A 20,624-nucleotide genomic window follows, 5' to 3' on the forward strand; every position below is an offset into this window, starting at 1 on the left:
CCGCTCGCCCATGACACGGTTCGAATTCCAGGTTTCCGCGACCGACGGCAAGGCGCGGCACGGCCAGATCGCCATGCAGCGGGGGACGATTCAGACCCCCGCCTTCATGCCCGTCGGCACGGCCGCCACCGTCAAGGCAATGCGTCCGGGCGAAGTCGCGGCGACCGGTGCCGATATCCTGCTCGGCAATACCTATCACCTGATGCTGCGCCCCGGTGCAGAGCGGGTCGCTCGGCTCGGCGGGCTGCACGACTTCATGGGATGGGACAAACCGATCCTCACCGACAGCGGCGGCTATCAGGTGATGAGCCTATCGGACCTGTCGAAGGTCACTGATGAAGGCGTGACGTTCAAGAGCCATCTCGACGGCTCGCGGCACCTGCTGACGCCGGAACGCTCGATCGAAGTGCAGCGGTTGCTCGACAGCGACATCATCATGCAGTTCGACGAGCTCGTCCGTCCCGACGTCGGTGCCGACAAGCAGCGCGAGGCGATGGACCGCTCGATCGCCTGGGCCAGACGCAGTCGCGACGAGTTCGATCGCGGCGGCGAACATGCCACCCGCGCGGCGATCTTCGGTATCCAGCAGGGTGTTCTCGACGAGACGCTGCGCCGCGAGAGCGCAGATGCGCTGATCGATATCGGGTTCGATGGCTATGCAGTGGGCGGGCTTGCGGTGGGCGAGGGGCAGGAAGCGATGCTGGCCTGCCTGGATTTCGCGCCTGACCAGCTGCCTACCGACAAACCGCGCTATCTCATGGGTGTCGGGAAGCCCGACGACCTGATCGAGGCGGTTCGGCGGGGGATCGACATGTTCGATTGCGTGCTGCCGTCACGATCGGGCCGCACCGGTCAGGCCTTCACCCGCGACGGGCCGATCAACATCCGAAACGCGAAGTTCGCGGAAGACCAGGCGCCCATCGACGCGGACTGCGGCTGTCCCACCTGCGCCGGCTTCAGCCGCGCCTACGTCCATCATCTCGTGCGTTCGGGCGAGATCCTCGGCGCGATGCTCATGACGGGGCACAATCTGCACTTCTATCAGGACTGGATGCGCGCCATGCGCGAGGCCATCGCCGAACAGCGGTTCGACGCTCACGCCGCTGCGGCACTCGACCGCTATCGGGGCAGCTAGCCGATCTTATTCTGAAGAAAGTCGGGAAGCGGACCGTTCCAATCGGAATTGTAGGTCGGCACGACGCTGGGCGCGGTGGAGGACGAACTGTCCTCTTCCGGCTCGCTCGGAGCAGGCTTGTCGGCGGATTTGCGCGCGGGCTTGCGATCCGAGGCAGGTTTACGCTCGGTGTCCCGCTTGGCCTTGCGGTCGGTCTTCTTGCCGTCCTTCTGACCCTTTTCGTCCTTCGTATCGTCATCGGCCGCCTTCTTCGGGCGGCGAGCCGGCTTCTTCGCGGGAGCTTCGTCCTCGCTCTCGTCGACGGCATCCTGTTTCGGCACCGGGACCTTTTCGTCCTCTCCGATACGACGGATCTTCTGCTTCGTGAGCTTCTCGATATTATCGATATTCTCTTCGTCCGCCCGGGTTACCAGCGTGTAGGCGGTGCCCGTCGCACCGGCACGACCGGTACGGCCGATCCGATGGACGTAATCGTCGGGATGGAACGGGGCATCGAAGTTGATGACCGTGGACACGCCCTTGATGTCGAGGCCGCGGGCGGCGACGTCGCTCGCGACCAGAATGTTGATCTCGCCCGCCCGGAAACGGTCGAGTTCGGCGATGCGGTTGGACTGGTCCATGTCGCCGTGGATTTCGCCGACCCGGAGCCGCCCGCGCCGAAGACTGGTCGCCAGTTCGCGCACCGTGGTCTTGCGATTGCAGAAGACGATCGCCGTTTCGACCTCGTCCTGGCGCAGGATGTCGCGCAACTTGTCGCGCTTTTTCGCAGAGGCCACAGGAACGAGGATCTGCTCGATATTCTCGTTGGTACTGGCGGCACGTGCCACCTCGATTGTCTTGGGATCGCTGAGAAACTTGTCCGCGAGCTTCTTGATCGGCGGCGGCATGGTCGCGCTGAACAGGAGCGTCTGACGATTCTTCGGTAGCTTGGAACAGATGCTCTCGATATCGGGAATGAACCCCATGTCGAGCATGCGGTCCGCTTCGTCGATGACGAGCAGGTCGCAACCGGTCAGCAGAATCTTGCCGCGTTCGAACAGGTCGAGCAGGCGGCCCGGTGTCGCGATGAGCACGTCGACCCCGCCATCCAGCGCCTTGATCTGATCGCCCATCTGCACGCCGCCGATCAGCAGCACCATCGAGAGCTTGTGATACTTGCCGTACTTGTCGAAATTCTCGCTGACCTGCTGCGCAAGTTCGCGCGTCGGGGCGAGAATGAGGCTACGGGGCATGCGGGCGCGGCTGCGTCCCTGCGCCAGCACGTCGATCATCGGCAGCACGAAGCTGGCGGTCTTGCCCGTTCCTGTCTGAGCGATGCCGATGAGGTCCTTGCCCATCAATACCGGCGGAATGGTCCCCTTCTGGATCGGAGTCGGCTCTGTATAGCCAGAATCGTCGATCGCTTTCAGGAGTTCATCGGAGAGGCCGAGTTCGGCAAAACCCATTCATTCGTTCCGGTTCGTCGGGAGGGAAGGGAAAGGCGCACGTCCATCGCGCACGATACGTGGCGACCCACTGCCCGCTATCCCGGGCAAGGTCAAGGAATCTAGCGTTGCGCCGGGACGGGGCGCAACTGCTGGAAAGTCTCGATCCGGCAGGACGAGCCCATGCGGGTCCGGATCGCGTCGCGCCGGGCGCACAGGCGTTCGTCGTCCGGATGGACGTAGAAACCGCCGTAGAAGTCGAGGCTGGGGCAGTCGCGGTCCGTCGTCATCCGCATCATGCCCTTGTCGCGCATCAGGAAGTCGATCGAGCGGCTGCCCGCAATCCGTGCGCCGACGATGTCCTCGCTGTCGAGGCATCGCGGTCCATCCTCGAGCGTGAAACGCGTGGTCCCCGCCCGGCGCGGCCGCACGGGAATGCGAATGACGAGCTGGTTGCGGATGATGACCCGGCGTACCCTAGCGTCGGCCTGCTGCGGCGCGACGCTATTGTCGCTCGCCAACCCTTGGGCGTTGGCAAGCGCGATGAGCGGGGCGATGCTGAGGCCCAGAAGGATCAAGACGCACATTCCATGATGACTGGCCGACTGACATGGCGGCCTTGAACCGCAAATGAATTTATCGGGCTGCGCGTGGGCGGAGCAGGGAACGCTTGAATGTCTCCGGACGCTTGAGTAATGGCGGGCCTTCGCTTTCCCGGTCGGAGGTTTCCGGTGCGATTTTCGACGCGCCGCCCCCTCGACCTATCAACACCTTAGGAGACGATTTCAATGGCGACCAACCCGGAAAAAGGGGTGCTGCCCGTCCTGTATAGCGGCCTCGAGCCGATCACCAAGGAAAAGCACGGCAACCTCTACTACAAGAACATGACGAGCATGCCGTTCGCCGCGAACACGCACGCGGTCCCGGTCACGGTCGAGGAAATTCCGCTGCTTCAGCGCACTTTCCCGATCGTCTTCACGTCGGGCGAGAACATGCTGCCGATCGCGCTGATGGGTCTCAACGAGGGGGTCAATGCCTTCTTCGACGACAACGGCGAACTGACCGACAAGAACACCTATCTGCCGGCCTATCTGCGTCGCTACCCGTTCATGCTCGCACGCTTGAAGCAGGACAGCGAAGAATTGTCGCTGTGCATCGATCCGACGTCCGACCTCGTCAGCGAGGACAAGGACGGTCAGCCCATCTTCGAGAACGACGAGCCGTCTTCGCGCACCAAGGATATCCTGCAGTTCTGCGAACAGTTCGAAGCCTCGGCGCAGCGCACTGGCGCGTTCATCGAAGAACTGAAGAAGATGGACATTCTGATGGACGGCGAAGTCTCGATCCAGCCGCAGGGCATGGAGAAGCCCTACGTCTATCGCGGTTTCCGCATGGTCAACGAAGAGAAGTTCCGCGAGCTGAAGGGCGACCAGCTGCGCAAGATGAACCAGAGCGGCATGCTCTCGGTTCTGATCGCGCACCTCTTCTCGCTCGGCAACATCCGCGAACTCTTCTCGCGCCAGGTTCGTGCCGGCAAGGGTCCGGTGTCGCAGACCGAAATGAGCGGCGACGACAAGAAGTAAGACACGCTGCCGCCGTTCGTTCGGCGTTATCGTTGGAGGACTAGAGGCCTCGCCGCATCGTCGGCGGGGCCTCTTTTCATTCGGCGGCGCGTAGCGTCTCGCTCTGCGCGGCGTCCTCCAGCCGCGCGGCCATTGCGGTCAGCAGCGATTGGATCCTGCCGATCCCCGCGCCGGGTCGCCGCAGGTTGCGGTCGAGATAGAGCGACCGGTCGATCTCGATCTGGAGGACGTGGACATTGTCGGCCGGGCGGCCGTGCGCGGCCGCAATTTCTCCGCCCGCATAGGGCCGATTGGTGGCATGGGGCAGCGCGCGATCCTCGAGGAGCGCTTCGACGACGCCGCTTACCCACGGAGCGGCGCTCTGACCGAACCGGTCGCCGATGACGACGAACGGACCGCGCGCGCTGAGCGGCGGCATCGAGTGACAGTCGAGGAGGATAGCAACACCGTGTCGGGCGCGCGTCCGGTCGATCAAGTCTTCAAGTGCGCGGTGGTAGGGATGCCATGCGCTGTCGAGCCAGCGTTCGAAGGCATCGTCCGGAAGCTTGTCGCGCCACAGAGGTTTGCCGTCGACGCCGCGTCCGATGACAATGCCGAGCCCCCGAGCCGCCTTGCTGTCGGCGGGGGGCGGAGCGGCGTCGAGATGAACCTGTGGGTCGCAGGCATCCACAGAGCGGTTGACGTCGATCGCGGCGCGGGGTGCACGGGCGATGACCGCTCCATGTCCCTCGTCCAAAAGCGGCTCGACGAGAAAATCGACATACGGATCGGCGAGCCGCTCGATCGATCGGTCTCCGCCGCGCGCCGCCCGCGCCAGCTCGGCGGGAATTTCGCGCCCCGAATGCGGGACCGACACGATGACCGGCCCCACCCTCGTCGGCGCGATGACAGTCGGTGGAGGGAGGGCGAAGTCGAACATGGTTTCGATCGGAACCGTATCACGTTGGTACAGTGCGACGAAGGGAAGCGTTGCGGACTGGAACCTCGCCCGTTTTCGACGCATAAAGACTGTATGTCCAGAATCCTCCTCGCAGAAGACGACACCTCGATGCGCGATTATCTCTCGCGCGCTCTGCAACGCGTCGGATACGAGGTGACGAGCGTGGGATGCGGAACCGACGCGGTCCCGCACCTGGAAAGCGAGAAGTTCGATCTTCTCCTGACCGATATCGTAATGCCTGAAATGGACGGGATCGAGTTGGCGCAGAAGGCCAGCGCCATCGACCCCGATATCCGTGTGATGTTCATTACCGGCTTCGCGGCGGTCGCGTTGGAGGCGGGACGGACCGCGCCCGAGGCGAAGTTGCTGTCCAAGCCCTTCCATCTCAAGGACCTGGTCGCCGAAGTCGATCGCATGTTCCAGACCGAGGACCAGCACGGGCGTCTCTGACGCCGCGGGAGCAATACGAGCCGCCGAATTTTAGGGGTTGGCAAGTACGGCGACGGTCCGTAAACGGCGCCTCCAGCATGGGCGTGTAGCTCAGTGGTAGAGCACTATGTTGACATCGTAGGGGTCGCAAGTTCAATCCTTGCCACGCCCACCATTCTCCCCCCGGTGTCGCAATTCCTGACAAAGACTTGCTCGCCGCTGTCGATCGATGATCGGCGGCGAAAATGCACCTTTCGCAAAGGCTTGATCGGGCCGGCCACGCGACTAGGTTCGGTGGCGAGGAGAGCGATCCCATGAACGATGAAGCCCTGTCCGTCGCCGCACGAGTCATCGAGGCGGCATTGGTCGACGAGGCCAGGCGCCCGACGATCGCGGGTTTTTTTGACGAGGCCACCAATACCGTCAGTTATGTCGTGCACGACGCCGCCACGATGCGCGGCGCGATCATCGACAGCGTGCTCGACTATGACGCAGCCTCGGGGCGGACCGAGACGCGGTCGGCGGGGCTGATCGAGGATTATGTCGGGAAGAAGGCGATCGGCGTCGACTGGGTGATGGAGACGCATGCCCATGCCGATCATATCTCGGCGGCGCCGTTTCTTCAGCAGCGGCTCGGCGGCAAGCTGGCGATCGGTCGCGACATCGTTCGTGTCCAAGACGTGTTCGGCAAGATCTTCAACGCCGGCACCGACTTCGAACGGGACGGGTCGCAGTTCGACCACCTGTTCGAGGACGGGGAGCGGTTCGCGATCGGCGACCTCGATGCCGTCGCATTGCATGTGCCCGGTCATACTCCTGCCGACATGGCGTATGTCGTCGGGGACGCGGCCTTTGTCGGGGATACGATCTTCATGCCCGATTTCGGAACCGCGCGAACGGATTTTCCGGGGGGCGACGCACGCGAACTTTATCGGTCGATCCGGCGGTTGCTCAAACTACCGCGCGCGACGCGCATCTTCCTGTGTCACGACTACAAGGCGCCGGGACGGGAAGATTACGCGTGGGAGACCACGGTAGGCCAGCAGCGTGACGAGAACGTCCATGTCCATGACGGTGTAAGCGAGGACGAATTCGTGGACATGCGCACGACCCGCGACAGGACACTGTCGATGCCCGAACTGATCATGCCGAGCGTGCAGGTGAACATCCGCGGCGGGCGTCTGCCCGACCCCGAAGACAATGGCGTGAGCTATATCAAGATCCCGATCAACGTGTCGCTGGAAGACGGGCAGTGACCCTTCCCGGATTTCCCGACGCCATGCCGCTGGAGGGACTCCTCGGCGGTGTAATGATCGGCCTCGCCGCAGCGATCATGCTCTTGGGCATTGGCCGTATCGCGGGCGTGAGCGGCGTAACCGCCCGCGCGATCGGACTTTCGGACGGCGGCATGCCGCGCTCGCTCTCCTGGCTGTTCGTCGGAGGCCTGGTGATCGGCGCGTTGCTGGTCCAGCTTTTCAAGGGGCCGATCATGGCGCGCTTTCCCGACGCCATCCTGCCTTTCCTTCTTGGCGGGCTTCTTGTCGGTTTTGGAACGCGGATGGGGTCGGGGTGCACTTCGGGTCACGGCGTATGTGGCATGAGCCGGATGTCGCGCCGTTCCATCGTCGCGACGCTGACCTTCATCGCGTCTGGTGTCGCGACCGTCGCAGTCGTGAATGCGATGGGCGGAGGCTGGTCGTGAGGGCGCAGGCGCTGACGGCCCTTGCCGGTATCCTTTTCGGCGCAGGTCTGGCCGTTTCGGGAATGCTCGATCCGCTCCGCGTGCGCGGTTTCCTCGACCTCTTCGGCGCGTGGGACCCGACGCTAGCATTCGTGATGGGCGGGGCCTCGTGCGTCATGGCCATCGCCTGGGCCGTCCAGAAAAGGCGCGAGGCGCCCATCGCCGCCGCGCAATTTCATCTGCCGGACACGACGAAGCTGGACGGACGGCTGATCGGCGGGGCCGCACTGTTTGGAACGGGATGGGGGTTGTCAGGGCTCTGCCCCGGCCCGGCGATCGCTTCCCTCGGCGTGAACTTCGCCCAAGTCGCTTTTTTCGTCGTGGCGATGCTCGTCGGGATGGCGTTGCACGACCTTCCGCGGCGCTCAATGACACCGCGAAACCAGGCTGCGTAAAAGCTGCCCCCTCTACTTCGCGGGAATTACCCTGCGCAGAGCCTTGAGCAGTTGCTCGCCCTCGACCGGTTTCTGAAGGCGCGGACGGTCCTGCCATTCTTCCGGCATCGACCAGTCGGCGTAGCCCGACGTGATGACGAAGGGGATGCCGCGCTCCTTAAGCACGCCGAGGACCGGAAAGATTTTCTCGCCCCGGATGTTGAGGTCGACGATCGCTCCGTCGATCTGTTCGCGTCCGCCAAGATCGAGCGCCGCCGGCATGTCGTAAGCCGGACCGACCACGAAATAGCCCGCATCGGTCAGCAAGTCCTCGGTCTTCAGAGAGACGACCGGACTGTCCTCCACGACAAGAATGCGGGCGCCATTGCCCTGTTTTTCTTCGCTCAACTCGGTACACCCCTTTGATAGACGCGGCGGCACGAAAGAATATCGCGCCGGACTGATCACATAATGTCGGGGCGGTTGTCGAGGTTCCGACTCAATCGGCGCCGAAAATAGAGCGGGACACAACGGGGCCACATACGAGAGCGCTGTGGCCACCGGATCGCCGCCGAACCGCCAACCCGCGACGGGTCGGCACCGCGCGCAGACGTCGCGAGAAAGAGGACGCGGCGCCCCTCATTAGGCACCGCGTCCATTCGCAACCAATCAGACCGGTTTGCGGAACTTGAGCGTCATGCGGTCGCTTTCGCCGATCGCCATGTACCGGGCCCGGTCGGTGTCGCCGAGACGCAGCGTGGGGGGAAGGGTCCAGACGCCCTGCGGATAATCCGCGGTATCGTTGGGATTGGCGTTGATCTCGCTGGAGCCGACATATTCGAAGCCCGCGGCCTCGGCGAGCCTGCGGACACTCGAGGTCTTCATGTATCCCGACGTGCGCTCGAGCGCGCTGTCGGCCGTTTCGGGCAGCCGGTGCTCAACCACACCCAGCGTGCCGCCCGGGCGGAGCATCGCGTACATCTGGCGGAAGGCGTCGTCGCCGAAAGGCGCGTCGCCCATCTGCCAGTTATGGACGTTGCGGAAAGTGAGAACCACGTCGGCCGCCCCTGCGGGTACCATCGTGTCACCTGCGCGCGCCGGGAAAGCGGCGTAGTTGATGGTCGATGCGTAGGCCGGATTGTCGCTGGCGAAGGTCCGAACGCCGTTCAGCCCGCGCTCGCTCGCCACTGGCCAGTAGCTTCCGCCGCCTTGTGTCAGATAGGGCGCCAGGATCTGGGTATAATAGCCGCCGCCCGGCCAAACCTCGACGACCGTATCGTCGGGCTGCACACCGAAGAAGGCGAGCGTCTCGACGGGATTGCGATACTGGTCGCGCGCCACAAAGGCGTCGTCGCGAAGGCCGAGCCCGACAGCGTCCCGAATGAGATCGACGAGAACCGCCTGTCCGGCCGTGCGGGCGATGTCGCCGGTGCCGTAGTTGGCGCAGGCGGTCAGCGCGACGGCGGGCAGGGCGAGGGTGGCAATGATGGTTTTCCGCATGAATATTCTCCTGGCGATGGAAATCGTCGGGGGGCGAACGCGCGGCATCGCCCCGAATATCCCTGCGGTCCGTGCGGGTCCCGATGCCGATGACGCTGTCGTCGATCTGTACCGAAATCGAAACCCAATCGGCACGCCGGAGAAGCAGGCATGTCGCCTCCCTCCGTTAGGATATGCCCGAAGCGGCGGGAGGCAAGACGATGGGCAGAGCAGGTTCGGACCGGTTAGTGGAGCGCGGCGGTGCGATGTTCGCGAGCTGGCTCGACGAGGCGGCAAGGTCTCCCGAGAGCTTCCGGCCCCGGCGCCGCTACCGCACCGTTTTCATTTCAGACACGCATCTGGGGACGCCGGGATGCAATGCCGAGTTGCTTCATGATTTTCTCCGTTCGGTAGACTGCGACACACTGTATCTCGTCGGCGACATCATCGACGGCTGGAGACTGAAGAAGGGCTGGTATTGGCCGCCGCGCCACAACGACGTCGTCCGTACCGTCCTGAAGCATGCGCAGGGCGGCACGCGGGTCGTGTTCATCCCCGGAAACCACGACGAGCTGTTTCGCGACTATATCGGCCTGTCGATGGGCGGGATCGAACTGGCCGAGGAAGAGATTCACGTCACCGCCGACGGTCGAAAGCTGTGGGTACTGCACGGCGACCGTTTCGACGGCGTCGTGAAGTATCACAAGTGGCTCGCCTACTTGGGCGACCATGCCTATTCGGTGCTGCTCAAGGCCAACATCTGGGTCAATCGTGCGCGGCGGTTGTTCGGCAAGCCCTATTGGTCCCTGTCCGCCTATCTCAAGCTCAAGGTGAAGAATGCGGTCACCTATATCGGCCAGTTCGAAACGGTGGTCGCCGAGGCCGCCCTCGAGCGCGGGGTCGACGGGGTAGTTTGCGGACATATCCATCACGCCGAGATCCGTCAGATCGGGGCGATCACCTATCACAACGATGGAGATTGGGTCGAAAGCTGCACGGCGCTGGTGGAGGATTTCGACGGCCACCTGTCGCTGCTTCACTGGGCGGATGAAAAGGCTGCACTCTCCGATCAGGTGCGCGAGCGCACGACGGCGCCCGGCATCGCGGAAAGCGAACCTGCCGCGTGACCATTCTGATCGTCACCGATGCCTGGCACCCGCAGGTGAACGGGGTCGTTCGCGCGCTCGACATGACGGCGCGCGAACTGCGGGCTGCGGGTCATACCGTCGAAATCCTGTCGCCCGATGGCTATCGGACCATTCCCTGTCCGACCTATCCGGAAATCCGATTGGCGATGGTGCGATACCGTACGATTGCGAAGCGGCTGGATACGATCCGCCATCGGCTGACCCACGTGCATATCGCGACCGAAGGGCCGCTGGGTCGCAAGGTGCGGCGCTATTGCCGGCGGCACGGCATGGCCTTCACCACCAGCTTCCACACGCGCCTTCCCGACTATGTCGCGATGCGCAGCTGGCTGAGCGCGGACTGGATCTGGCCGAGCGTTGCGCGGTTTCATTCCGCCGCTGCACGGACGATGGTGGCGACCGAGCGGCTGGGGCGCGAACTGGTCGAGCGGGGTATCCCCCGCGTCGAACGCTGGCCCCTCGGGGTCGATACCAGCCTGTTTCACCCAGGGCACGCGCCGCACCCGGCGCTGGCGGGCCTGCCGCGTCCCCTACGCCTCTACGTCGGGCGCGTGGCGGTGGAAAAGAACCTCGAGGCTCTGCTCGATCTTCCGCAGCGCGGTTCGACAGTCGTCGTGGGCGGAGGCCCTGACCTTGAGATGCTGTCTCGCCGCTATCCCCAGTGCCATTTTCTTGGCCCCAAGCACGGCGAGGAACTCGCCAGCCTCTATTGCGGCGCCGACGTCTTCGTCTTTCCCAGCAGATCGGACACTTTCGGGCTGGTGATGATCGAGGCACTGGCCTGCGGTACCCCCGTCGCCGCCTTTCCGGTCCGCGGTCCGATCGACATCGTGGGTCCGGAGGGCACCGGTATCCACGACGGGCGCCGTATCATCGGATCACTCGATGAACGGCTCGGCGCGGCGATCCACCATGCACTCCGCGCGAACGCCGCCGATTGCGTGGCGGAGGCGAGACGATATGCGTGGTCCGCGTGCACGCGCCGCTTTCTGGCGGCGCTGGTCCCCGTCGACGGATCGTCATCTGCCGAGTCACGCGCCCAGCCGAGCCCGAAAGGATGGCGATCGCACGCGCAGACGGCATCGAGGGCCGCGGCGTAGCATTCCTTGTCGGGCGAATGAGAAGTCGTCTGTGACGGTTCTAGAACCCACTCCCCAGTCGCGCGCGAACGCGCGAAGTCCCGAGGTGTTTCATGGTTTAATGATATTAATTTTTCGTTCAACGCATTGACGTTCAATAATATTTTCTTAGGCTGCAGGGCTTTCGGGCAATCCCGCTCGGATCTGAAGGGGCTTCTCCTCATGAAGAAACTCACCAAGGGAGTGATCGGCGGGGGAGCGGCATTGGGCGCGCTGGCTCTGGCGTTCAACTTCGCCGAAGTGCCGCTCATCGCGGCCGATCACCTCGATCCACCGCAGCGGACCGACCCCAGTGTCGACGACACGCCCGACCGGGCGGCCGACATCGCTGACATCTACACCTTCTTCGATGACGAAAACGTCGTCATGATCCTGACCTTCGCCGGACCGGCGCCGACGAACCAGCCGGCGACGTACGATCCGGATGTGCGCTACTATCTCAACGTTTCCAATGATGAGCCGCGCACTGAAACCAACATCCCCATCCTGATCCAGTTCGGCGAGGATGCGAGCCAGGCCGGTAATCAGTTCGGCGTCCGCGTGGCGAACCTGCCAGGAGTGGATGGCGACATCATCGGTCCCGTGGAAACCGATCTCAGCAAGGATGGCGTGAGGGTCCGCGCGGGTCTCTTCGACGATCCCTTCTTCTTCGACCTTCAGGGCTTCCGGGAAACGCGTGATACCGGGACACTGTCCTTCGACAGCGACCGCGATTTCTTCGCGGGGCAAAACATCACCGCCGTCGTCATCGAAATTCCGCGTGATCGGATCGAGAACGACGACAATCTCGTGGACATCTGGTCCGAAACGCTGCGCCTTGGAGGGAATCTCTAATGAAAAACCCATTTTCCATCGCCGCCCGGACGCTCGTTCCGTTGATGCTGATCGGGGGCCTCGCCGCCTGTTCGGACAGCGACGACAATGAAGATGTCGTCGTCGTGCCGCCGCAGCCCGATCCCGGACCCGGTCCTCAACCCACCGGTTTCGACGTGACCCCCTGCCTCGAGCAAGAAATTCCCGGCACGGGCCTCACCGTGGCCGAGGCGGTCGTTCCGGACACGCTGACGATCAACTTCTCGGCGCCTTCGGGCTTCCCGAACGGTCGTGCGCTGCCGGATCCCGTGATCGACGTCACTCTGGCCGTCATCTTCCTCGATTTGATGACGCATGATCCGACGGCCTTCTTCGAGCTGCCGCTCAACCCGCCGGCGAACGACGTTTCGTTCCGAGGCAGCTTCCCGTTCCTTGCGAATGCACAGGGAATGCCTCCGCGGGCCGATACCAGTGGTTCGGGCTTTTCGTTCAACACGCAGGCCGACAGTGCCTACGACCGTGTCGATCGCATGGGGATGCCCGCGGTTTCGACGGCGCTGATTCCGACGGATACGAAGGTCCCGTATAACGACGCCAATCCGGCGATCGATGCGACGGGCGAGTTCGTACCGGAGATCGCGATGGTCCTGACCGATCTGACGAACGCGTTGGCGGACGACCTTACCTCGCTGGGCTTCCAGCCCTGCGCGGTCCCTGCCGGCTCCTAACGGCCAATCGGCTTAGGGGAGGGCGGGAGTGTTCCGTCCTCCCCATTCTCTTTCTGAACAATAGCTGGAGACGATCCCATGGCTGCATCCATTCGCTATCTTCTGTTGGCCACCGTCGCGCTCGTCGTGCTCGGCCTTCTATTGATGGCGACCCGACAGCCGGTCGTTCACCAACTCTCCAGTCTCGAAGCCAACGGCTATGGCGCGCGTAATTTCGACGCGGGTCTCGCCGAGCGGCAGATCGAACTCGAACGGACCGTTGCCCACCGCGAACGCCAGGACGACAGCTGGCTCGCGCGGGAGCATGAAGCGATGGCGCGGTTCAGTCATGCCAAGCTCGACGGCAGCTTTTCCGGAATGGACCGTGCCTACCGTCAACTGACGCAGGCCATGGCGCTGGCCCCCGACATGAGCGGGCCGCAACGTTCCCGCGCCATCCTCGCGCTGGCGATGCACCGGCTCGACGAAGCCGAAATCGCGCTCGACACCATTGAGGCGCGTCCCGTGCGACTTCGTGCGACCGAACGCGCCGAAGTCATGGCGATGCGCGGCGATATCGCTTTCTATCGCGGCGACTATGCGGACGCGAAGACGCTCTACGATTCCGCGATCTATCTCGACCCGCATCCCGGACAATATGTCCGGCTGGCGAACTGGCACCAGCGGATGGGCGATCTGGACGCATCGCTTGCAGCCTTCGACCGCGCAGCGTCGGTATCGGACCGGGTCTCGCCCGAGCTTGCCTCGACGTTGCTGCTTTATGCCGGCGGCGCTCATCTGAAGCGCGGACAGTGGGACGAGGCGCGCGACTATTTCGAACGCGCGGACGAAGCTTGGCCGGGCTACTGGCTCACCGAGGCGCACCTTGCTCAGCTCGATGCGGCAAGGGGCGATCTTGCGACGGCCGAGCGCCGCTATCGTGCGATCCTCGCCGACCATCAGGAGCCGAGCGTGATGGCCGCCTTCGCCACCGTTCTCGAGGCGCAAGGAAAAAGGGCAGAAGCGGAGCGATTGACGCGCCGGGCCGAAACGATGTTTGCCGAGCAGGCAGAGGCCTATCCTGAAGCCTTCGCAGACCACGTCCTCGACGGAGCGATCGGGGCGGGGGATATGGATGCGGCGCTGGCCGCAGCGCGCGCCAACCACGCCGCGCGGCCTTATGGCGATGCCAAGGTGGGCATGGGCCGCGCGTTGATCGCGGCGGGCCGACCCGAAGACGCGCGCAAGTGGCTACAGCAAGTCCACGACAGCGGCTGGCGTTCGACCGAGCAATATGTCGCGATGGCCGATGCGTGCGAAGCGATGAACGATCGCGACTGCGTTCGCGAAGCGCGGCGCCGCGCCGAGGACTTCGATCGGATGGCCTTTGCCGACGGCGGCGAGTTTCTCGCCTTCGGAAACCACTAGGACGCTACAGGCACGCCTCGAGGAACGGCTGGTCGAACCCGAACTGCTTGGCCTTGTCGAGCGTGTAGGGGCGAAGGCCCATGCTCGCATATTCGCCGATGATTTTCCCGTCGGGCGTCTCATCATGATATTCGAACTTGAACAGTTCCTGCGTGACGATCACGTCGCCTTCCATCCCGATGACCTCGGTGATGTTGGTCGTCCGACGCGAGCCGTCGCGTAGGCGCTTCACCTGCACGATGAGATCGACCGAATCGGCGATCTGTCGTGAAATGGCGTCCTTGGGGATCTTGATGTCGCCCATCATCACCATGTTTTCCATACGCGCGAGACATTCGCGGGGCGAGTTGGAGTGGAGCGTGGCCATCGAGCCATCGTGACCCGTGTTCATTGCGGCCAGCAGGTCGAAACATTCCTGCCCGCGGATTTCGCCCAGGATGATGCGGTCGGGGCGCATACGCAGCGCGTTGATGACGAGGTCGCGAATGTGGATCGCGCCTTGCCCTTCGAGGTTCGCCGGTCGCGTTTCCAGCGGCAACCAGTGCGGCTGCTGAAGCCGAAGCTCGGCCGCATCCTCGATGGTGATCACGCGTTCGCCCGGGTCGATCATCTTCGACAGCGCGTTGAGCATCGTCGTCTTGCCCGAACCCGTACCGCCCGAGATGACGATGTTCATACGGCACGCGCCCGCAATCTTCAGCACGGTGGCCATCTTTTCGGACATCGATCCAAAGCCGCGCATCATGTCAATCGTGATCGGCTTGTCGGAGAACTTACGAATCGAGATCGCCGTGCCCTTGAGCGACAGCGGCGGGATGATCACGTTAACGCGGCTTCCGTCCTTCAGGCGGGCGTCGGCAAGCGGCGTGGTCTGGTCGACACGGCGGCCGACCTGGTTCACGATCCGCTGCGCGATCTGGAAGAGATGCTCCTCGTCGCGGAACTGGATCTTCGACAGGGTCAGCTTGCCCTTGCGCTCGACGAACGTCTGGTCTGGGCCGTTGACCATGATGTCCGAAATCGCGGGGTCGGACAGCAATTCCTCGAGCGGACCCAATCCCAGCAATTCGTCGACCAGCACCTTCTCGAGCGCGAATTGCTCGCGCCGGTTGAGCGTGATCTTCAATTCCCCGAGCACTTCGGAGATGATCGGGCGGAATTCCTCGGCCAATTCGTCCTTGCCGAGCGTTGCGGCAGCCTCGGGATCGACACGTTCGAGCAGGCGGGGGAGAACCTGGTCCTTGATCTTGTTGACCGATGCCTCGAAGCCCTCGGCCGTGTCCTTTTCCTGCTCCTCGGAGTTCATCCGCTTGTTGAGCTTGTCCATCGCCGACAGGCTTGCGGCCTGATCGGAGCCGGAAGAGATCGTCTCGATCTCGGGCGGGGCGTCGTCGTTCTGCTCTTCGGATGATTTCGAGCCGCTGGACGGGCCACCCTTCATCGGGCGCGCCACCCCGAAGCTCGGGCGCGGGCCCGATGAATTACCGCGTTTGCCGAAGGCGTTCATACCCCATTCCCCGTAATCTGGCTCGCTTGTCGGGAATGGTGAATGGCACGCAAACTTTTAGAAAAGGCTAATACGATAATGAAAAGGCCTCCCGCTGCCGTGAGGGCAGGGGAAGCCGTTCGTTCGCTCCGCGCGACGCAGCGTCAGGCTTCGACGGACTCCGCGAGAACGGTGAGACCATTGTTGCCGACTTCGGCAAACCCGCCGGACACGGTGACCCGTTCGGGTGCGGCGCCGGCGGTGGTATAGATGTCGAGCGCGCCGTCCTTGAGCGTCGTCATGAAAGGCGCGTGGCCTTCCATCACGCCGAAATCACCCTCGACGCCCGGAACGACGACCATATGGACATCGTCGGAACGGACGAGCTTTTCGGGGGTCACGAGTTCGAATTTGAGCGCCATGGATGGGTCCTTATTGCTTGGCGGTGTCTCTAGCGAAATTGTCGTTTCTGTCCAGCCACAAGAACAGGGCGAGCGCGCCGCCGATCCCGTAGCCGATGAAACTGAGTGCGTCTGCCAGCGTCGGTCGCATGATCGCGCCCTGGCTGCCGAACAGCGGCATGATCGCGATCATTCCGGCGGTGATGACGAAAGGCCAGAACAGCCTCGCCGTCTTTCCCCGCGCCATCTGCACGAGGCAGAAGAAGTTCGCCGCGACGAACGGGAAGGCAAAACCGTACAGCCACAGCGGGCGAGGCGGTTGCCCGAGCGCGTCCTGCGCTACCGTCGCAAACCCCGCGTTCAAGGCCTGCCACCACGACACGCGCGCTTGATGGATGTCGAAGCCCGAAATGACGAGGAAGACGACAATGCCTGCTAGGGCGAGGCGCCGGCGCAGTGTATCGACCTGCCCCGGCGCCATCGTGCTTAGCTGTCTTCCGCCATCTTCTCGGCCTTGGCGACTGCATCGTCGATGCCGCCGACCATGTAGAAGGCCGATTCGGGCAGATGGTCGTACTCGCCGTTCACGACCGCCTTGAAGCTGCGGATCGTGTCTTCGAGCTGGACGAACTGGCCCGGGATGCCGGTGAAGACCTCGGCGACGTGGAAGGGCTGCGACAGGAAGCGCTGGATCTTCCGGGCACGGGCCACGGTCAGCTTATCTTCTTCCGACAGTTCATCCATGCCGAGGATGGCGATGATGTCCTGAAGCGACTTGTACTTCTGCAAGGTTTCCTGGACCGCACGGGCGGTTTCGTAATGCTCCTGCCCGACGACGCGCGGCTCGAGCACGCGGCTGGTCGAATCCAGCGGATCGACCGCCGGATAGATGCCGAGTTCCGAGATGGCGCGCGAAAGGGTCGTGGTGGCGTCCAAGTGGGCGAACGAGGTGGCGGGGGCCGGATCGGTCAAATCGTCCGCGGGGACGTAGATGGCCTGCACCGAGGTGATCGAGCCCTTGTTGGTGGAGGTGATGCGTTCCTGCAGCGCGCCCATGTCGGTCGACAGCGTCGGCTGGTAACCCACGGCCGACGGGATACGACCGAGCAGCGCCGACACTTCCGAACCCGCCTGCGTGAAGCGGAAGATGTTGTCGACGAAGAAAAGCACGTCCTGGCCTTCCTGGTCGCGGAAATATTCGGCCTGGGTCAGGCCCGAGAGCGCCACGCGGGCACGCGCGCCCGGCGGTTCGTTCATCTGGCCGAACACGAGCGCCACCTTAGAGCCTTCGGAGATGGCATTGCCGTCCTCGTCCTTGGCGATGACGCCTGCGTCGAGGAATTCGTGATAGAGATCGTTGCCTTCGCGGGTGCGTTCGCCGACGCCGGCGAACACGCTGACGCCGCCGTGACCCTTGGCGATATTGTTGATCAATTCCTGGATGAGCACGGTCTTGCCCACGCCTGCGCCGCCGAAGAGGCCGATCTTTCCGCCCTTCGCGTAGGGAGCGAGAAGGTCGATGACCTTGATGCCCGTGACGAGAATGTCGGATTCGGTCGACTGATCGACGAACAACGGCGCATCGGCGTGGATCGGCATGTGCTTGTCCGACCCGATGGGGCCGCGCTCGTCGATCGGCTCACCGGTGACGTTCATGATGCGGCCCAGCGTCTTGGGACCGACGGGAACCTCGATCATGCTGCCCGTGGCGTGCACGTCCTGACCGCGGGTAAGCCCCTCGGTCGCGTCCATCGCGATGGTACGGACGATATTCTCGCCAAGGTGTTGCGCAACCTCGAGGACGAGGCGCTGGCCGTTGTTGCTGGTTTCCAGCGCGCCGAGGATCGGCGGCAGCTCGCCGTCGAACTCGACGTCGACGACGGCGCCGATGACCTGCGCGATGCGGCCCATCGTGGTGTTGGTTGCCTTGGCGGCGGGTGCGGCGGTGGCCATGGTTCTTGTTCCTCTGGCTTCTTAGAGCGCTTCGGCGCCCGAGATGATTTCGACGAGTTCGGTGGTGATCGCGGCCTGGCGCTGGCGGTTGTACTTGATCGACAGCTTGTTGATCATGTCGCCGGCGTTGCGCGTGGCATTGTCCATCGCGGTCATCTGGCTGCCGTAGAAACCGGCGTTGTTTTCCAGCATCGCGCGATAGATCTGGATGGCGACGTTCTTTGGCAGCAGGTCGGCGAGAATGGCTTCCTCGTCCGGTTCGTATTCGACGGCGGCGTCCGCGCCCTCGCTCGCTTCGCCCGCGTCCGGCTTGACCGGGATCAGCTGATCGACGCGCGGCGTCTGCGTGAGCGTGCTTTCGAATTCGGCATAGGCGAGGTGGGCGACGTCGAACTGCCCCGACTGGAAGCGGTCGACGATTTCGTCGGCAATCGCCTGCGCCTGAGCATACTCGGGGTTCTTCGCCTGCGACGTGTCATATTCGCCCGAGATGGTGTCGGGGAAAACGCGGCGCAGCAGCGGCTTGGACTTGCGGCCGACGACGTAGAACTGGACCTCCTTGCCCGACGCGATCAGCTTCTCGGCCTTCACGCGGGCAGCCTTGGCGATGTTCGTGTTGAACGCGCCCGCCAGCCCACGATCGCCCGACGCCACGATGATCAGATGCTTTTCGTCCGCTCCCGAGCCCGCGATGAGCTTCGGGCTCTGGGGCCCGACGGTGATGCGGCTCGCGAGGCTGGAGACGACGTCCGACAGACGCTGGGCGTAGGGCCGCCCGGCCTCGGCACGCTCGGTCGCCTTGCGCAGCTTCGCAGCCGCGACCATCTTCATCGCCTTGGTGATCTTCTGGGTCGACTTGACCGAGTTGATCCGGCCCTTGAGTGCCTTGAGGCTGGCCATGATTGCTCCTTAGGCGAACTGCTTGCCGAACTCGGTGAGCGCGGATTTGAGCTTGTCGGCGGTGTCGTCCTCGAGCTTCTTGGTCTCGCGGATCGTGGTCAGCACGTCAGCATGATCGCTGCGCATGTAGCTCAGCATCGCGGCCTCGTAGCGCGTCACGTCATCGACGTTCACATCGTCGATGAAGCCGTTGGTGCCGGCGTAGATCGAAACGACCTGCTCTTCCATGGGCATCGGCTGATACTGCGGCTGCTTCAGCAATTCGGTCAGGCGTGCACCGCGAGCGAGCAGCTTCTGGGTCGACGCATCGAGGTCCGAGCCGAACTGGGCGAAGGCGGCCATTTCGCGATACTGCGCGAGCTCCAGCTTGATCGAGCCAGAGACCTTCTTCATCGCCTTCGTCTGCGCGGCCGAGCCGACGCGGCTGACCGAGAGACCGACCGAAATCGCCGGGCGGATGCCTTGGTAGAACAGGTCGGTCTCGAGGAAGATTTGGCCGTCGGTGATCGAGATCACGTTGGTCGGGATGTAGGCTGACACGTCGCCGGCCTGCGTTTCGATGATCGGCAGTGCGGTCAGCGAGCCAGAGCCATTATCCTCGTTCATCTTCGCGGCGCGTTCGAGCAGGCGAGAATGGAGATAGAAGACGTCGCCCGGATAGGCTTCGCGGCCCGGCGGGCGGCGCAGCAGCAGCGACATCTGGCGGTAGGCGACGGCCTGCTTCGACAGATCGTCGTAGACGATAACGGCGTGCATGCCATTGTCGCGGAAATATTCGCCCATCGCGCAGCCGGTGTAGGGCGCGAGGAACTGCAGCGGCGCAGGCTCCGAAGCGGTCGCGGCGACGACGATCGAATATTCCATCGCGCCGTTTTCTTCCAGCGCGCGGACGATCTGCGCGACGGTCGAACGCTTCTGGCCGACGGCGACGTAGATGCAATAGAGCTTCTCGCTCTCGTCGTCGCCCTGGTTGACGTTCTTCTGGTTGATGAAGGTGTCTAGCGCCACAGCGGACTTGCCGGTCTGACGGTCGCCGATGATCAGCTCGCGCTGGCCGCGGCCGACGGGAACGAGCGCGTCGAGAGCCTTGAGACCCGTCTGCACGGGCTCGTGAACCGACTTCCTCGGGATGATGCCAGGGGCCTTCACTTCGACGCGGCTACGTTCGGTGAACTCGATCGGGCCCTTGCCGTCGATCGGATTACCGAGCGCGTCGACGACGCGGCCGAGAAGACCCTTGCCGATCGGCACGTCGACGATGTCGCCGGTGCGCTTGACCTGGCTGCCTTCGGCCACTTCGCGGTCCGACCCGAAGATGACGACGCCGACATTGTCGGCTTCGAGGTTCAGGGCCATTCCCTTCACGCCGCTGGCGAATTCGACCATCTCGCCGGCCTGGACCTTGTCGAGGCCGTGGACGCGGGCGATGCCGTCGCCGACCGACAGCACGCTGCCCGTTTCGGTGACCTGCGCCTCGGCGTCGAAATTCTCGATCTCGTCGCGAATCACGCGGGAGATTTCAGCGGCACGGATATCCATGTTCA

General features: G+C 63.6%; 22 protein-coding genes and 1 tRNA gene. 12 read left to right on the plus strand and 11 right to left on the minus strand.

The features are described from left to right. The first annotated feature begins 10 nt into the window (after positions 1 to 10). Positions 11 to 1,135, plus strand: a complete 1,125-nt coding sequence (tgt, locus tag WJT74_RS02040; protein ID WP_343346255.1) for a tRNA guanosine(34) transglycosylase Tgt — start codon at positions 11 to 13, stop codon at positions 1,133 to 1,135. Here the strand turns inward: tgt and WJT74_RS02045 are convergent. Further along, on the minus strand, positions 1,132 to 2,580 hold the full coding sequence (locus tag WJT74_RS02045; protein ID WP_343346257.1) for a DEAD/DEAH box helicase: 1,449 nt from the start codon (positions 2,578 to 2,580) through the stop codon (positions 1,132 to 1,134). The genes tgt and WJT74_RS02045 overlap by 4 nt on opposite strands. Before the next feature lie 101 nt (positions 2,581 to 2,681). Next, positions 2,682 to 3,137, minus strand: a complete 456-nt coding sequence (locus WJT74_RS02050) for a hypothetical protein (protein ID WP_343346259.1) — start codon at positions 3,135 to 3,137, stop codon at positions 2,682 to 2,684. A 210-nt stretch (positions 3,138 to 3,347) separates the two neighbouring features. On the opposite strand from WJT74_RS02050, the gene WJT74_RS02055 reads away from it, so the two are divergent. After that, entirely contained in the window at positions 3,348 to 4,142 is a 795-nt protein-coding gene (locus WJT74_RS02055; protein ID WP_343346261.1) for a SapC family protein, read from the plus strand. A gap of 76 nt (positions 4,143 to 4,218) precedes the next feature. Here the strand turns inward: WJT74_RS02055 and WJT74_RS02060 are convergent, their stop codons facing one another. After that, positions 4,219 to 5,061 (minus strand): N-formylglutamate amidohydrolase, encoded by an 843-nt coding sequence (locus tag WJT74_RS02060; RefSeq protein ID WP_343346264.1) that lies wholly within the window; start codon positions 5,059 to 5,061, stop codon positions 4,219 to 4,221. 93 nt (positions 5,062 to 5,154) lie between these two features. On the opposite strand from WJT74_RS02060, the gene cpdR reads away from it, so the two are divergent. From cpdR to WJT74_RS02085, 5 genes are all read left to right on the plus strand, one after another. Then, positions 5,155 to 5,532: a cell cycle two-component system response regulator CpdR gene (gene cpdR, locus WJT74_RS02065; protein ID WP_343346266.1), complete on the plus strand. Its 378-nt coding sequence runs from the start codon at positions 5,155 to 5,157 to the stop codon at positions 5,530 to 5,532. Between the two features lie 79 nt (positions 5,533 to 5,611). Continuing rightward, positions 5,612 to 5,686: transfer RNA gene (locus tag WJT74_RS02070), tRNA-Val, on the plus strand. A 139-nt stretch (positions 5,687 to 5,825) separates the two neighbouring features. Continuing rightward, entirely contained in the window at positions 5,826 to 6,767 is a 942-nt protein-coding gene (locus WJT74_RS02075) for an MBL fold metallo-hydrolase (protein ID WP_343346267.1), read from the plus strand. Next, positions 6,764 to 7,213, plus strand: coding sequence for a YeeE/YedE family protein (locus WJT74_RS02080; RefSeq protein WP_343346268.1), 450 nt, complete (start codon positions 6,764 to 6,766; stop codon positions 7,211 to 7,213). The genes WJT74_RS02075 and WJT74_RS02080 overlap by 4 nt, the downstream gene beginning before the upstream one ends. Continuing rightward, positions 7,210 to 7,647, plus strand: a complete 438-nt coding sequence (locus WJT74_RS02085; RefSeq protein WP_343346270.1) for a DUF6691 family protein — start codon at positions 7,210 to 7,212, stop codon at positions 7,645 to 7,647. The genes WJT74_RS02080 and WJT74_RS02085 overlap by 4 nt, the downstream gene beginning before the upstream one ends. Positions 7,648 to 7,659: 12 nt before the next feature. On the opposite strand, the gene WJT74_RS02090 is transcribed toward WJT74_RS02085, so the two are convergent. Together WJT74_RS02090 and WJT74_RS02095 are read right to left on the minus strand one after the other, a co-directional pair. Further along, the gene (locus tag WJT74_RS02090) at positions 7,660 to 8,034 is read right to left on the minus strand and encodes a response regulator (RefSeq protein WP_343346272.1); all 375 of its coding nucleotides are present in this window, start codon (positions 8,032 to 8,034) and stop codon (positions 7,660 to 7,662) included. Positions 8,035 to 8,295: 261 nt separating this feature from the next. Further along, positions 8,296 to 9,126, minus strand: a complete 831-nt coding sequence (locus tag WJT74_RS02095) for a class I SAM-dependent methyltransferase (protein WP_343346275.1) — start codon at positions 9,124 to 9,126, stop codon at positions 8,296 to 8,298. A gap of 245 nt (positions 9,127 to 9,371) precedes the next feature. Here WJT74_RS02095 and WJT74_RS02100 point away from each other — a divergent pair, with 245 nt between their 5' ends. From WJT74_RS02100 to WJT74_RS02120, 5 genes are all read left to right on the plus strand, one after another. After that, positions 9,372 to 10,232 (plus strand): UDP-2,3-diacylglucosamine diphosphatase, encoded by an 861-nt coding sequence (locus tag WJT74_RS02100; protein ID WP_343348253.1) that lies wholly within the window; start codon positions 9,372 to 9,374, stop codon positions 10,230 to 10,232. Further along, positions 10,229 to 11,353 carry a glycosyltransferase family 4 protein gene (locus tag WJT74_RS02105; protein ID WP_343346277.1) on the plus strand — a complete coding sequence of 375 codons (1,125 nt, stop codon included), beginning with the start codon at positions 10,229 to 10,231 and terminating at the stop codon, positions 11,351 to 11,353. The genes WJT74_RS02100 and WJT74_RS02105 overlap by 4 nt, the downstream gene beginning before the upstream one ends. A 201-nt stretch (positions 11,354 to 11,554) precedes the next feature. Then, a complete protein-coding gene (locus tag WJT74_RS02110; protein ID WP_343346280.1) occupies positions 11,555 to 12,226 on the plus strand; it encodes a DUF4331 family protein in 672 nt (223 codons plus the stop codon). After that, complete coding sequence (locus WJT74_RS02115; RefSeq protein ID WP_343346283.1) at positions 12,226 to 12,933, plus strand: DUF4331 family protein; 708 nt, start codon at positions 12,226 to 12,228, stop codon at positions 12,931 to 12,933. The genes WJT74_RS02110 and WJT74_RS02115 overlap by 1 nt, the downstream gene beginning before the upstream one ends. Before the next feature lie 78 nt (positions 12,934 to 13,011). Beyond that, positions 13,012 to 14,340: a tetratricopeptide repeat protein gene (locus tag WJT74_RS02120; protein WP_343346286.1), complete on the plus strand. Its 1,329-nt coding sequence runs from the start codon at positions 13,012 to 13,014 to the stop codon at positions 14,338 to 14,340. A 4-nt stretch (positions 14,341 to 14,344) separates the two neighbouring features. Here the strand turns inward: WJT74_RS02120 and WJT74_RS02125 are convergent, their stop codons facing one another. From WJT74_RS02125 to atpA, 6 genes are all read right to left on the minus strand, one after another. After that, on the minus strand, positions 14,345 to 15,847 hold the full coding sequence (locus WJT74_RS02125; RefSeq protein WP_343346289.1) for a CpaF family protein: 1,503 nt from the start codon (positions 15,845 to 15,847) through the stop codon (positions 14,345 to 14,347). Positions 15,848 to 15,990: 143 nt separating this feature from the next. After that, the gene (locus WJT74_RS02130) at positions 15,991 to 16,248 is read right to left on the minus strand and encodes an ATP synthase F1 subunit epsilon (protein ID WP_343346291.1); all 258 of its coding nucleotides are present in this window, start codon (positions 16,246 to 16,248) and stop codon (positions 15,991 to 15,993) included. A gap of 10 nt (positions 16,249 to 16,258) precedes the next feature. Next, entirely contained in the window at positions 16,259 to 16,708 is a 450-nt protein-coding gene (locus WJT74_RS02135; protein WP_343346294.1) for a hypothetical protein, read from the minus strand. Between the two features lie 5 nt (positions 16,709 to 16,713). After that, positions 16,714 to 18,180, minus strand: coding sequence for a F0F1 ATP synthase subunit beta (gene atpD / locus WJT74_RS02140; RefSeq protein ID WP_343346296.1), 1,467 nt, complete (start codon positions 18,178 to 18,180; stop codon positions 16,714 to 16,716). A gap of 21 nt (positions 18,181 to 18,201) precedes the next feature. Continuing rightward, the gene (locus WJT74_RS02145; protein WP_343346298.1) at positions 18,202 to 19,080 is read right to left on the minus strand and encodes a F0F1 ATP synthase subunit gamma; all 879 of its coding nucleotides are present in this window, start codon (positions 19,078 to 19,080) and stop codon (positions 18,202 to 18,204) included. 9 nt (positions 19,081 to 19,089) lie between these two features. Beyond that, positions 19,090 to 20,619 carry a F0F1 ATP synthase subunit alpha gene (atpA, locus tag WJT74_RS02150; RefSeq protein ID WP_343346300.1) on the minus strand — a complete coding sequence of 510 codons (1,530 nt, stop codon included), beginning with the start codon at positions 20,617 to 20,619 and terminating at the stop codon, positions 19,090 to 19,092. Positions 20,620 to 20,624 lie beyond the last annotated feature (5 nt).

This window comes from Sphingomicrobium sp. XHP0239, assembly GCF_039555325.1.
GTDB lineage: Bacteria > Pseudomonadota > Alphaproteobacteria > Sphingomonadales > Sphingomonadaceae > Sphingomicrobium > Sphingomicrobium maritimum.

Excerpts from the sequence above, each read along its gene's own strand:
- WJT74_RS02095 (WP_343346275.1), bottom strand. The coding sequence starts at position 9,126 with ATGCGGAAAACCATCATTGCCACCCTCGCCCTGCCCGCCGTCGCGCTG.
- WJT74_RS02110 (WP_343346280.1), top strand. The coding sequence starts at position 11,555 with ATGAAGAAACTCACCAAGGGAGTGATCGGCGGGGGAGCGGCATTGGGC.
- cpdR (WP_343346266.1), top strand. The coding sequence starts at position 5,155 with ATGTCCAGAATCCTCCTCGCAGAAGACGACACCTCGATGCGCGATTAT.
- atpA (WP_343346300.1), bottom strand. The coding sequence starts at position 20,619 with ATGGATATCCGTGCCGCTGAAATCTCCCGCGTGATTCGCGACGAGATC.
- WJT74_RS02120 (WP_343346286.1), top strand. The coding sequence starts at position 13,012 with ATGGCTGCATCCATTCGCTATCTTCTGTTGGCCACCGTCGCGCTCGTC.
- tgt (WP_343346255.1), top strand. The coding sequence starts at position 11 with ATGACACGGTTCGAATTCCAGGTTTCCGCGACCGACGGCAAGGCGCGG.
- WJT74_RS02100 (WP_343348253.1), top strand. The coding sequence starts at position 9,372 with ATGTTCGCGAGCTGGCTCGACGAGGCGGCAAGGTCTCCCGAGAGCTTC.
- WJT74_RS02135 (WP_343346294.1), bottom strand. The coding sequence starts at position 16,708 with ATGGCGCCGGGGCAGGTCGATACACTGCGCCGGCGCCTCGCCCTAGCA.
- WJT74_RS02115 (WP_343346283.1), top strand. The coding sequence starts at position 12,226 with ATGAAAAACCCATTTTCCATCGCCGCCCGGACGCTCGTTCCGTTGATG.
- WJT74_RS02125 (WP_343346289.1), bottom strand. The coding sequence starts at position 15,847 with ATGAACGCCTTCGGCAAACGCGGTAATTCATCGGGCCCGCGCCCGAGC.
- WJT74_RS02060 (WP_343346264.1), bottom strand. The coding sequence starts at position 5,061 with ATGTTCGACTTCGCCCTCCCTCCACCGACTGTCATCGCGCCGACGAGG.
- atpD (WP_343346296.1), bottom strand. The coding sequence starts at position 18,180 with ATGGCCACCGCCGCACCCGCCGCCAAGGCAACCAACACCACGATGGGC.
- WJT74_RS02045 (WP_343346257.1), bottom strand. The coding sequence starts at position 2,580 with ATGGGTTTTGCCGAACTCGGCCTCTCCGATGAACTCCTGAAAGCGATC.
- WJT74_RS02075 (WP_343346267.1), top strand. The coding sequence starts at position 5,826 with ATGAACGATGAAGCCCTGTCCGTCGCCGCACGAGTCATCGAGGCGGCA.
- WJT74_RS02130 (WP_343346291.1), bottom strand. The coding sequence starts at position 16,248 with ATGGCGCTCAAATTCGAACTCGTGACCCCCGAAAAGCTCGTCCGTTCC.
- WJT74_RS02055 (WP_343346261.1), top strand. The coding sequence starts at position 3,348 with ATGGCGACCAACCCGGAAAAAGGGGTGCTGCCCGTCCTGTATAGCGGC.
- WJT74_RS02145 (WP_343346298.1), bottom strand. The coding sequence starts at position 19,080 with ATGGCCAGCCTCAAGGCACTCAAGGGCCGGATCAACTCGGTCAAGTCG.